Source organism: Leptolyngbya iicbica LK (assembly GCF_004212215.1).
GTDB classification, from domain to species: Bacteria; Cyanobacteriota; Cyanobacteriia; order Phormidesmidales; family Phormidesmidaceae; genus Halomicronema; species Halomicronema iicbica.
The window spans coordinates 1,165,853-1,177,490 of sequence record NZ_QVFV01000002.1 but is presented as its reverse complement, the minus strand read 5'-3'; the positions used below and the strand labels follow the sequence as shown (position 1 = coordinate 1,177,490).

The window sequence follows — 11,638 nt, the reverse complement described above, 5'->3', positions numbered from 1 at the left end:
ATGGGACGCACCGTCAACGCTGATCCGTATCCTTATCCCTACAATCGCGACCTGCGCCCCGAGAATACGGCGCTGATCGTCATTGACATGCAGACGGACTTTTGTGGTCAGGGCGGCTATGTGGACAAGATGGGCTACGACCTGTCGCTGACTCGTGCGCCCATCGAGCCATTGCAAAAGCTGCTGGCCGTGATGCGATCGCTCAACTACACCATCATTCACACCCGTGAGGGCCATCGCCCCGACCTGTCCGATTTGCCCGAAAATAAGCGGTGGCGATCGCGGCAAATCGGCGCGGGCATTGGTGATCCTGGCCCCTGTGGCAAAATTCTCGTGCGGGGCGAACCCGGTTGGGACATCATTCCCGAACTCGCTCCCTTGCCCGGAGAAATCATCATCGATAAACCGGGCAAAGGCGCATTCTACGCCACCGATTTAGAACTCGTGCTCAGTCGCGGCGGCATTCAAAATATCATTCTCACGGGCATCACCACCGACGTTTGCGTCCACACCACCATGCGCGAAGCCAACGATCGCGGCTATGAATGTCTGATGCTGTCTGACTGCACCGGCGCTACCGACTATGGCAACTATCTCGCGGCGCTCAAAATGATTAAAATGCAGGGCGGCGTGTTTGGCGCGGTCGCCACGTCCACCGACTTCATCGAAGCGATTCAAGCTTGAGGGCGATCGGCCCAGCCCCCTTCACCCAACATCAATTGAGAACAGTTACGCCTTCCTCCCTCGCCCCCTTCTAAACCTGTCTAAGACTCCAACTATTAGCCCCGACCTGTCGAGATAACCGCTATGGATACTGCCACGTTGCCCACCCAGCCCTTGACTCCCGAAAAGCCTCCCCAACTCGCGGTGGTGGAAATGACGAAGCGCTTTGGCAGCTTTACCGCCCTCGACAAAGTTTCCATGACCCTGCAACCGGGCACTCTCCATGCCCTGTTGGGCGAAAACGGCGCAGGCAAAAGCACTCTCGTCAAATGCGTGATGGGCTTCTACCATCCCACCGCTGGGCAAATTTTGATTGATGAGCGACCCCAGGTGATCAACAGCCCCAAAGACGCCCACGCCTGCGGCATCGGCATGGTGTATCAGCACTTCACCTCTGTCCCCGCCATGACTGTGGCCGAAAATCTCGTCCTCTCTCGCTACGACAACAAAACCCTGATCAACTGGAAGCAAGAATTGGCAGACCTGCAAGGGTTTATGGCCGATGCGCCATTCCACGTTGATTTAGAAACCCCTGTTGGACAGTTAGCCGCTGGGCAAAAGCAAAAGCTCGAAATCCTCAAACAGCTCTATCTCAAAAGTCGCCTGCTGATTCTGGACGAGCCGACTTCAGTGCTCACCCCCGACGAAGCCGACGAGGTGCTGGGCCTGCTGAAGGAGGAAGTCTCTCAGGGGCACCTCAGTGTGTTGCTGATTACCCACAAATTCCGCGAGGTGCAAGCTTTTGCCGACGAGGTGACGATTTTGCGGCGGGGGCAATTGGCGGGTCAGGGCCACGTCAAGGACCTGTCCATCGAAGCCATGGCCGAAATGATGCTGGGTAAAGAGCGACAGCACAAGTCGGTTTCTAAAGCCGAGGTCGAGGCCCGCACCCCCGTTTTGGAAGTCATTGACCTCCATGCCAATAAAGATAACTGGCTGCCAGCGGTCAAAGGCGTCAATCTGCAAGTCCACACGGGGGAAATTGTTGGCATTGCGGGGGTTTCGGGCAATGGTCAGCGGGAATTTGTCGAGTGCTTGGCGGGGCAGCGGCTTCCCACTGAGGGGCATCTCAAAGTCAATGGTGAAACCTACACCGCCACTCGCTCAGAGATGGCCAAGCACAATGTCTACTCTCTGCCTGAAGAACCGCTGAAAAATGCCTGTGTGCCCAACATGAGCGTGGCCGAAAATATGGCCCTGCGCACTTTCGATCGCCCCCCCCAAGCCAAGTGGAACTGGATGTTGATCCTCAAGGCGATTCGCAGCGCTGCGGTGGGTTTGGTGGAAGCCTTTTCGGTTAAAACACCGTCCGTCGAGACGCCGATCAGTCACTTGTCTGGCGGCAACGTGCAACGCACCGTCCTCGCCCGCGAACTGGCCTCCCACGACGTGCAACTGTTGATTGCGGCCAACCCGAGCTTTGGCCTGGACTTCGCCGCCGTCGATTTCATTCACGACATGATTGTCGAAGCCCGCAATCGTGGTGTGGCCGTGCTCCTCGTCAGCGAGGACTTGGATGAGCTGCTGGCCCTCTCCGATCGCATTATCGTCATGAGCGAAGGGGAATTTGTCTATGAAAGCGCGATCGCGGATGTCGATCTGAAAGTCATCGGTCAACGCATGGCCGGCCATTGATCCATATCCACCGGCAGGGGCGAGGCATTCTCGAATTAATGCCCTGGTTATGTCCGTGAGGCAATATCGAGAATGCCTCGCCCCTACGTATCTGTGCCCCCATGTCAATTCCTCTCGTTATTCCCGAAATTTGGTCCCTGGCCGATCGCGCCGATACCCTGCCCTGGCAACCCTTTCGCCCCGGCGTTGAAATTCATCGGCTCTATGGCGACAGTTCTGGCCCCTCAGCCGCCCTGTTGCGCTACGCCCCCGGTGCCCAAGTGCCCCACCACGACCACACCGGGTATGAGCATATCTTTGTGCTGGCGGGTGCCCAACGCGACCAGCATCAGACCTATGGCGCGGGCTCGCTCGTTATCAATGCCCCCGGCAGTGACCACTGGGTCGCCAGCGACGGCGGTTGCCTCGTGCTCATCGTGTGGGAAAAGCCCGTCGCCATTCGTGAATGAAGTGTTGGCTTGGCCATATCGGCAGCAAGGTGGCTGGCCGCGGTCGCAGGCGGGGAACACCCTGAGGGGCGATCGCAAGGTGACTGAGAATCCGCCATACACTGGATGGGACGACACTTTGACGGCCCGCTTGAGGATACGGTGATGCCCCTAACCGCCATAGCCAAAGAAATGCAGCAATTGCTCAACGCCGAGACCGCCGTGGTGGCGATCGCCGAAGATACGGGCCAAACCATCTTCTATGCTGCCGCCGTGGGCAAACATGCCGCGTTTATTGCAGGGAAGCGTAGCGCAACCCATCATTCTGGCCTGTGTGGCGCAGTGCTGGCATCGGGGAAAGCGGCCTTGGTCTGCCATCCTCAGACAGATGTCCGCATTCGCCAAGATCTCGCTGAACAGTTGGGCATCACGACCGCCTTAGCTGTCCCCGTCACCGATAACGGCATCTTAGTGGGAGCGCTGATGGCGCTCAATCGACTAGATGGTCAACCGTTTACCCAGGCTGAAGAACAAGCATTAATGAGTTATGCCGAGACCGTGAAATTTGAGTGAGCGATCGCTGGGGTTAGTTCTCGCAAACTTCACTCACCGCCCCATCCGCCATCACAAAGTGCTCTATCCCAAGAGCGGGCCAATATGCCTGCCAACCAAAAGCCCCAGTCTTGCCTCAAGCTCAACCCTTTCAAGGGGGACTGACGCAGCAACCGGGGCTTCATGAGACTCAATTAGCGGTTTAGCGACCGCCGACGGTGATGGAATCGACTTTGATATGGGGCTGGCCCACAGTGACGTAAATGCTGCCGCTGATGGAGCCGCAGAAACCCGGGGCGAGGCTCACGTCCTCCGAGCACATGGAGATGCGCTGCATGACTTCTTTGGCTTCGCCAATCAGGGTTGCACCCTTGAGTGGCTTCGAGATTTTGCCGTTTTCAATCAGGTAAGCTTCATCGACGCCGAAATTGAATTGTCCGGTGGGACCAACGCTGCCGCCGCCCATCTTTTTGCAGTAGATGCCTTTGTCGATAGAGTTGAACAACTCTTCGTTGGTGAAATCGCCGGGGGCAATGTAGGTGTTGCGCATACGAGACGCGGCGGCGTAGGTGTAGCTTTGGCGACGACCGCTGCCCGTGCGAGGATGGCCCGTGCGCATGGACCCGGCGCGATCGCTCAAAAAGTTTTTGAGAATGCCGTTTTCGATCAGCAGGGTGCGCTGGGTGGGCATGCCCTCATCATCCATGTCGATGGTGCCAAAAGCGTCGTCCGAGAGTCCCTCGTCCCAAGCCGTCAGATTTTCGTGGGCAATCTTTTCACCTTTTTTATCGATGAAAGGCGTGGTGCCGCGTTCAATTTGGGTGGTCTCTAGCAGGTGACCGCAGGCTTCGTGGAAAATCACCCCGCCGAAGTGGTTCGCCATGATGATGGGATAGTTGCCCGATTCCACGTAGTCGGCATAGAGCATTTTACCCGCCGATTCGGTGATGTCGTGGGCCATCTGCTCGTAGTTCCACGTGCGGAGGAAACCGGAATCACTGGTGTCGCCTGCCCGCTGGCCAATGGAGGAGCGATGCTCACCATCGGCACAGAGCAGGTTGCAGCCGACGGATTGGGTGAGGCGGATATCGCGGGCAAAGGTGCCGTCACTTGCCGCCACCAGCACCTCTTGCCAATCGCGGAAATACCCCGATCGCCGCGCTTGTACATGACTGCCCTGTTTCGCCAAAGAAGCGTTGGCAGACAACAGCACATCTCCCATTTCCTGCATCGAGCTACAGGCAGCCAGCCAGGCATCCTTTTCCTTGGCGGTGGCGTAGTCTCGCAGCAGTTCCAAATTGGTTTCCGGAATGGACGCAGCTGGGCCGGGGAGCAGTAAACCCATGATAGAGAGGGCTTTTTCCATCGCCGCCCGCAGGCCATGAAAGGTGAGGTCGTTGGTACTGACGTAGCAGTCGCCCTTGCCTTTAAAGACTCGCACCCCAGCCCCAGTGACCAAGCGCGGGGAAATGCCGGTGATGGCATCGTCTTCGGCCATGCAGCTGATGTATTGATTGCGCTCTAGGAAAAACTCGATGAAGTCGGCTCCAGCGGCTCGGCCTAACCCCAGCAACATGGACAGGGGATCGCGCCAAGAAGCGTCGAAGCGATCGCGGGTGGCATCAAAGGTTAAGTTGGGGATTTCTTGAGTGCGCAGAAATGGTGCGGGAATCGTGGCGACGGTCATAGATGCCGTGTCCTTCCTTTTGGGTATGCATTCACAATCGTCATTTAGTCTAGCAAAGGCACCTGGTTAAGGGTGGGTTTTCTTGGGGCGTGAGGTGCTAAGGGGCGGGGGAGGCGAGGGGCGTGAGGGGCAGGGGAGCTTTTGGCGCCAGATGGCTAACTCTCTCATTTCACGCCTTATGCCAGATCATGCCTGAAGCCCACAGCAGCCCAAGGATCACTAGAACTGCACCGCTCACTTGGAAAAATAAATGAATGTAGCTGCCCCACAGCAGCTGCGATCGGGCAACGAGCAACTGATAGACAACGAAATCAGTGCGCAGCGTTGCACTCACAAACAAGAACAAGCCAATGAGGGCCATCGCTGTTCCATAAATAACGTCCATCATGCTGATCCTCATATCTTTCCTCAACCTTAACCGCACGATCGCTACTGAATCATCGGCATCAAGTGAACGGGATCGAGGCGCACATGCCAGGGCTGTTCTCGTGTTTGCAACAGGTCCCACTTTTCGCGATAGACCTCAGCTTGGAGGTGGTAATCGTGGGGCGATCGCGGCGGGCTGTGAAGCTTGATGTAGAGGCTGACTTTGTGCTGGGTCTCGGTAATCATGGCCAGCCAACCGGGAAATGTGTTGCTTTGATTGCCCTGGCGCAAAAACTTGACGTGGTGGGCCCGTAAGCCGACGCAAAAGGGAGACGGCGGCAGCGGATCGATGACTTCGAGCTGACAATTCCAGTCGATCGCTTCCAAGTGGGTGGCATCGATTTGTCGGGCGCGGGAGAAGTTTTTGCACTCCGTCACCCGGGCCGCTTCGTAGGTGGGGGGGCGCTGAAAAATCGCTTCTTTAGCTCCATAGGCCAACATTTTGCCCCCTGAGAGCACGAGCAGATTGGGACAGATGCGATACGCCTCTTCGAGCTTGTGGGTGATGAATAGGGTGACGCCTTGATAGCTGGTGAGCACTTCGACCAACAGCTTTTCAATGTTGCTGCGCAGGTAGGTGTCGAGGGCCGAGAGGGGCTCATCCATCAGCAAAATGTGGGGGCGAATGGCCAGGGCACGGGCCAGGGCGACGCGCTGTTGTTGTCCGCCCGAAAGTTGGTGGGGATAGCGATCGCCCAGCCCCGACAACTCCATCAAATCGAGATACTGGATGACGTCGGCAGCGCGCTGAGTCCGAGGAACCTCGCCCATCCCAAAGGCAATATTTTGCGCCACGGTGAGGTGGGGAAACAGCGCATACTGCTGAAACACGAGGCCGACCTTGCGATCGCGGCTCGGGACGTTGATGCCCTGCTGCGAGTCAAACAGGACGCGACCGTTCAGCACAATGCGGCCCTGGGTGGGTGTTTCGAGTCCGGCAATGCAGCGCAGGGTCATGCTTTTGCCTGAACCCGAGGCCCCCAACAGACCCAACGGCTCATCCGTCGCCCGAAACCGCACTTGGAGATGAAATTCCGGGACGTGCTTCTCGATGTTGACCCGCAGTTCGGTGGGCTCAGTCGCCGTGGCGGGCTCCGGACTGTGTAAGGCTTGGGGCAGCGGCTGCGCTCTGGGAGCGGTGATGTTCATCGCGGCTGTCGACACAACGGGCGAGGCCTGAGGGCTGGGGGTGGCAATAGCAGCACTGGGGCCGCCGTTTGGGCGACGACTGGCAACCAGAGGGCGATCGCCCAAACGGTGCACTGGCAGGGGATGCGATCGCGGCGTTCCGGTGAGTCCCGGAGCGGTAAGGCTAAACAGTTGACGGTTCGCCGTGCCGAAATACAGCTGGTTAAAGAGTCGTTCTAGCCAGCCTCGCGTCCAGGTGAGGCGGGGCGATCGCCGTTGATGACCCTGGTTGATCCCGGCGATGACGACGAGAGAAATGCCAATCATCAACAGCACCCAGGTCAGGGCGACGCCCATGCGTCCGGCCTCGGCAGCAAAAAAGATGGCAATGGGAATGGTCTGCGTCACGCCGGGAATGCTGCCTCCCACCATGAGCGTGGCCCCAAATTCGCCCAGGGCTCGTGCAAAGGCCAACACTGTACCCGCCAAAATTCCCGGCCAGGCCAAGGGCACCAGCACCTGCCAAAAAATCCGCCATTCGGAAGCGCCCAGCGTTCGCGCCGAACTTACCAGCGTGAGGTCAACCTGCTCAAAGGCACTGAGGACGGTTTTGTACATTAGCGGCAGGGCGACCAGGGTAGCCGCGATCACTGTCGCCGTCCAGGTAAAGATGATGGTGATGCCCAGATGGTCGAGCCACTGACCGACGGGACTGTTTTTGCCCAAGAGCAGCAACAGCAAAAAGCCGATCACGGTGGGCGGCAGCACCAACGGCAAGGTCAACACCCCATCGATCCACCCTCGCGCCCGACCGCGATAATCCATCATCCAGCGGGCGATCGTGATGCCCAAAACCGCCGCTAGCGCCGTTGCTACCAGCGCCGTTTTGAGCGAAATCCAAAGCGGTGTGAGATCTTCAGGCATCAGTGGCTACCCAGAGCAGGTCAGTTCAACCATCCGGGGACGCACCCTTTGCAAGGGTGCGTCCCCTAAATCGCGAGCGATGATAACAGTTTTTGCTCGCTAAGCCAGAGTGCTACTCTGCCATGCCAAACCCATAGCCCTGAAAGATGGCCACTGCCGTTTCACTGGATAGGAAATCGACAAACGCTTGGGCGGCTGCCTGCTGGTCGCTATCTTCGACCACTGCGACCGGATACACAATTGGGGTATGGGTCTCTGCCGGAGCGATCGCAACAGTCTGCACCTGATCCGAGACTTGCGCATCGGTGGCGTACACCAGCCCCGCGTCAACATTGCCGGTTTCGACATAGGCCAGCACCTGCCGCACATCTTTGCCAAACACCAGTTTCGGCTGAATCGTGTCAAATAAGTTGAGCGCCGTCAGCACTTCTTTGGCGTAGCCGCCAGCGGGAACACTCTCGGGCTCGCCGATGGCAATTTTACTCACCGCATCGGTCTCAAAATCCTTGAAATCAGTGATATCGGTTTTGTCCAGCGGCACAATCAGCACCATGGCATTTTGCAGCAAATCTTGGCGAGACCCCGACGCCATCTCACCTTTCGCTTCCAAGTCATCCATCCACTTTTGGGAGGCGGATAAAAAGATATCGACTGGAGCCCCCTGGGCAATCTGCTGGGCCAACGACCCGGATGAGCCAAAGTTGTAGGTAATCGTGACGTTCGGAGCGGTTTGCTGGTAGGCCGTTTGCACGTCTTTCATCGCGTCTTGCACACTGGCGGCGACGGAGATCGTAAGTTCGATGGGGGCACTGGTCGCGCTCGTTTTGCTCGCAGCGTTGGTGGCTGACGGCGTGGGTGGCGTGCCACAGGCGATCGCTCCCAAGCCCGCGCCTAACGCTAATAGAGTTAATAAGTGTCTGCGGTGCATCATGATGAAACTCCGACGGGTCGGGTATGGGCTAGCGTGTGGCGTTCGGCTTTGATCATGGCGGCAATTAGAGGGGGCATGAGCTCAGCTTCCGAGTCGTCAAGGGTCGCCAACGGTGACATAAAGGTATAGTCGGGGTCGCATTCCCCGGTGTCATACACTTGCACGGCCCATTTGTCAGGCAATCCTTCTGCCCCAATCTCCACCACATACCAACTCTCGCCAATTAAGCGAGCCGTGATAATCGTCAACCATTCGCGATCGCTCGCGGATAGAGTCCATTCATTTACCAAGAAATCCAAGGCTAGTTGCTGAGCATTTTCTGGGGCAATTTTGACGTGAGGCAGCATAACCATCTCCATAAAATATCGACAGAACGAGATCGCCAATCCAACGAAAAATCTCAATACCATCCAAATTTAGTCGTGGCCGATTGAAAGCTAATTGTGCCAACCTCGCCAGCAGCAGGGCTCGTCAACCAGGCATGATGAATAAGATTTGAACTCCTTGCTTGGAGCCGATAAGGCCAAGATTTTTTCCCAATTGCATGAACCTTTAGGACCTAACTGGGATGTGGTGAAGTTCGTCAAGCTCAGCCGTGGCCAGCGATCGCCATCACACTAATCGATTCACTGGGCTACATGATGATGAATACAAAGATTCATCACTGGATACTCAAAACGAGTATTGGTTCCACTCACTACTGCGATTCACAATAGGGATGGCAGCTGGGAGAAACTGTATAAAAAACGCCGTCTTTATAAGTTTTTTCGCTTCTTTGAATAACGCAATATAGCTTGGAAAGATATTGAAAAGGTGGGGTGACTAACTGTGGATTTGATGTTACTAACTGACTCAAGGTAAAATAACGGGCGTAACAAGGCTGCCGGACTGCTCGGAGCAATCTCGTCGGGTTCCAGAAAAAGGGCAAACAAGGAGGCTTACCGAGGGGGGCTTAGCTTGGCTTGCCATTGTTGAGATTGTTTAACGCTGGCTATCAAAGCCATCGTTGGCCGACGGCGTCGATGTCGTTCTTTCCAAACGCTTCGAGTCAAGTCATCAGGTTGGGAATGGCGTGTCGGTTAAAGCGGCTGGCGTAGCCAGTCAACTGTCCGCTGCCCGATCAGTTTCGATGTTGGCCTCCACTAATCGTGATCCGTGCTCAGTGGTGACAGCATGCGTCTCTGAGCCGATATCTGGTCAGAACTGTTTGGCGGGCATCGGTGGGGGGCGGTACTTCAGCGATCGCCGCGATTCAGCGGGTGCCTCGGGCTTTCAAAGCGGGTCCCACGGCGGCGGCGAGTTCACGCAACGCGATTTCAGTCATTTCCCAGCCCACGCAGGGATCTGTGATCGAAACCCCCGGTCGGATGTCTTCCGGGTCGTCCGGAATCGGTTGATTACCCTCGTTCAAATTGCTTTCCAGCATCACACCAATAATCGACTGGCTCCCATCTTGAATCTGCTGAGACACGGCTTTCAAGACCTCGAGTTGCTTCCGCCAATCCTTGCGGGAATTGCCATGGCTGCAATCGATCATCACGTTGGGCTGATGTCCCGCTTTGGCTAGGGCAGCCTCGCAAGCGGCCACACTCTCGGCATCATAGTTGGGTGACTTGCCGCCCCGGAGAATCACGTGGCAGTGGGGATTCCCCTCCGTCCGAAAGACAGCGACTTTGCCCTCACCCGTGACGCTAATAAAACTGTGATTGGCCGATGCTGAACGGATCGCGTTGATCGCCACCATCAGTTCGCCATCGACATTATTTTTGAAGCCGATCGCTGACGAGATGCCACTGGCTAACTTGCGGTGGGTCGGTGACTCGGTGGTCCGCGCGCCGATCGCCGTCCAACTCACCAGATCTTGCAGATATTGGGGCGAAATCAAATCCAGGGCTTCGATCGCGATCGGCAGACCGACTTCCGCAATATCCAGCATCAACTTGCGACCGATGCGAATGCCGTGGTCGATGCGATGGCTGCCATCCAAGTACGGGTCGTAAATCAATCCTTCCCAACCGACTGAGGTGCGAGGCTTTTCAAAATAAACCCGCATCAGGATGAGCAAGTCTTCCGCCAGTTCATCAGCGAGTTTTTTCAGCCGCCGCGCATATTCCAACGCCTCCTCTGGATTATGGATGGAGCAGGGGCCAACAATGACGATGAGCCGTGATTCCTCGCGATCGAGGGTCGCTTTCACCGCCCGGTGACCTTCCAACACTGTCTCCAGGGCTCGTCCCCGCAGTGGCAACGCCTGCTTCACCTCGTCTGGCGGCGGCAGTTCCTCATAGCCAGTGATGTGGAGATTCTCAATGGGTTGTAGGGGTCGAAGGGTCTCACTCATAGAGCTACGCGGCGGCTTGCACTCGCCGGGAAGATTCAGGGCATCTGGATCTTAACGCTAAAGCCCCATCCCAATGGCACGGTCATGTGCGATCGCTTCTCTGTTGTGGTCGCGCAATTTTGGCATGCTCTATCCCATGAACCAAAGCAGCCCCGACAAACTCTGAAACAGATTGCCGAGGCTGCTTTAGTTAATAAAACGGGCGAGGAGGGATTCGAACCCCCGACACCGTGGTCCGTAGCCACGTGCTCTAGTCCACTGAGCTACACGCCCTTACAGGAGTTAAATAGTAACACAGTCTCTGACGCAAACATAGTGATTTTCCATGGCTGACGCAGAAAATATTTCCAACTCCCTGACTCATCTGAATGCACAAGGGGAGGCCCACATGGTCGATGTGTCACACAAGGTCGCCACCGTGCGCGAGGCGATCGCCGAGGGCTTGATCAAAATGTCGCTCTCGACCCTAGAACAGATTGAGCAGGGCAACAGTCCCAAAGGCGACGTGTTGGGGACAGCCCGGCTGGCTGGGATCATGGCGGCAAAGCAAACGGCCACGCTGATTCCCCTCTGCCATCCACTGCCGCTGAGCAAGGTGCAGGTGACGATCACCGCCGAGCGATCGCTACCGGGCTATCGCCTTCAAGCCCTGGTCAGAACCAAAGCCGAAACCGGGGTCGAAATGGAAGCCTTGACCGCCGTGTCCGTCGCCGCCCTCACCCTTTATGACATGGCTAAAGCGCTCGAAAAATCAATGACCATTGAAGCGGTGCGACTGTTGCAAAAAACTGGCGGTAAGTCAGGCGACTACCAACGCCCTGGCTGATCCTCGCCAGCCCCTGATCGGCTGGCCGAGTGATGGG

At 56.8% G+C, this 11,638-nt stretch carries 11 protein-coding genes and 1 tRNA gene; 5 read left to right on the top strand and 7 right to left on the bottom strand.

Translation table 11 applies throughout. The annotated features are described in order from the left end of the window. The 4 genes from biuH (at window position 1) to DYY88_RS12235 (ending at window position 3,359) form a co-directional block, all read left to right on the top strand. On the top strand, window positions 1-684 hold the full coding sequence (gene biuH / locus DYY88_RS12250; protein ID WP_039727719.1) for a biuret amidohydrolase: 684 nt from the start codon (window positions 1-3) through the stop codon (window positions 682-684). A gap of 123 nt (window positions 685-807) precedes the next feature. Continuing rightward, entirely contained in the window at window positions 808-2,358 is a 1,551-nt protein-coding gene (locus tag DYY88_RS12245) for an ABC transporter ATP-binding protein (RefSeq protein ID WP_039727721.1), read from the top strand. Between the two features lie 101 nt (window positions 2,359-2,459). Continuing rightward, window positions 2,460-2,807: a cupin domain-containing protein gene (locus DYY88_RS12240; protein WP_039727723.1), complete on the top strand. Its 348-nt coding sequence runs from the start codon at window positions 2,460-2,462 to the stop codon at window positions 2,805-2,807. A 144-nt stretch (window positions 2,808-2,951) separates the two neighbouring features. After that, window positions 2,952-3,359 (top strand): GAF domain-containing protein, encoded by a 408-nt coding sequence (locus DYY88_RS12235; protein WP_160299573.1) that lies wholly within the window; start codon window positions 2,952-2,954, stop codon window positions 3,357-3,359. Between the two features lie 181 nt (window positions 3,360-3,540). Here DYY88_RS12235 and DYY88_RS12230 read toward each other — a convergent pair whose 3' ends face one another. The 7 genes from DYY88_RS12230 to DYY88_RS12200 form a co-directional block, all read right to left on the bottom strand. Next, entirely contained in the window at window positions 3,541-5,025 is a 1,485-nt protein-coding gene (locus tag DYY88_RS12230) for a TldD/PmbA family protein (protein ID WP_039727725.1), read from the bottom strand. 169 nt (window positions 5,026-5,194) lie between these two features. Beyond that, complete coding sequence (locus DYY88_RS12225) at window positions 5,195-5,413, bottom strand: hypothetical protein (RefSeq protein WP_039727726.1); 219 nt, start codon at window positions 5,411-5,413, stop codon at window positions 5,195-5,197. A gap of 41 nt (window positions 5,414-5,454) precedes the next feature. Beyond that, on the bottom strand, window positions 5,455-7,503 hold the full coding sequence (gene modB, locus DYY88_RS24700) for a molybdate ABC transporter permease subunit (RefSeq protein ID WP_039727727.1): 2,049 nt from the start codon (window positions 7,501-7,503) through the stop codon (window positions 5,455-5,457). 112 nt (window positions 7,504-7,615) lie between these two features. Beyond that, window positions 7,616-8,434, bottom strand: a complete 819-nt coding sequence (gene modA, locus DYY88_RS12215) for a molybdate ABC transporter substrate-binding protein (protein ID WP_207223318.1) — start codon at window positions 8,432-8,434, stop codon at window positions 7,616-7,618. Then, window positions 8,431-8,781 (bottom strand): hypothetical protein, encoded by a 351-nt coding sequence (locus DYY88_RS12210; protein WP_044151284.1) that lies wholly within the window; start codon window positions 8,779-8,781, stop codon window positions 8,431-8,433. The genes modA and DYY88_RS12210 overlap by 4 nt, the downstream gene beginning before the upstream one ends. A 905-nt stretch (window positions 8,782-9,686) precedes the next feature. Continuing rightward, window positions 9,687-10,775 (bottom strand): 3-deoxy-7-phosphoheptulonate synthase, encoded by a 1,089-nt coding sequence (locus tag DYY88_RS12205; RefSeq protein ID WP_039727728.1) that lies wholly within the window; start codon window positions 10,773-10,775, stop codon window positions 9,687-9,689. Window positions 10,776-10,974: 199 nt separating this feature from the next. Beyond that, window positions 10,975-11,048: transfer RNA gene (locus tag DYY88_RS12200), tRNA-Arg, on the bottom strand. A 52-nt stretch (window positions 11,049-11,100) separates the two neighbouring features. Here DYY88_RS12200 and moaC point away from each other — a divergent pair. Continuing rightward, the gene (gene moaC / locus DYY88_RS12195; protein WP_039727730.1) at window positions 11,101-11,601 is read left to right on the top strand and encodes a cyclic pyranopterin monophosphate synthase MoaC; all 501 of its coding nucleotides are present in this window, start codon (window positions 11,101-11,103) and stop codon (window positions 11,599-11,601) included. Window positions 11,602-11,638 lie beyond the last annotated feature (37 nt).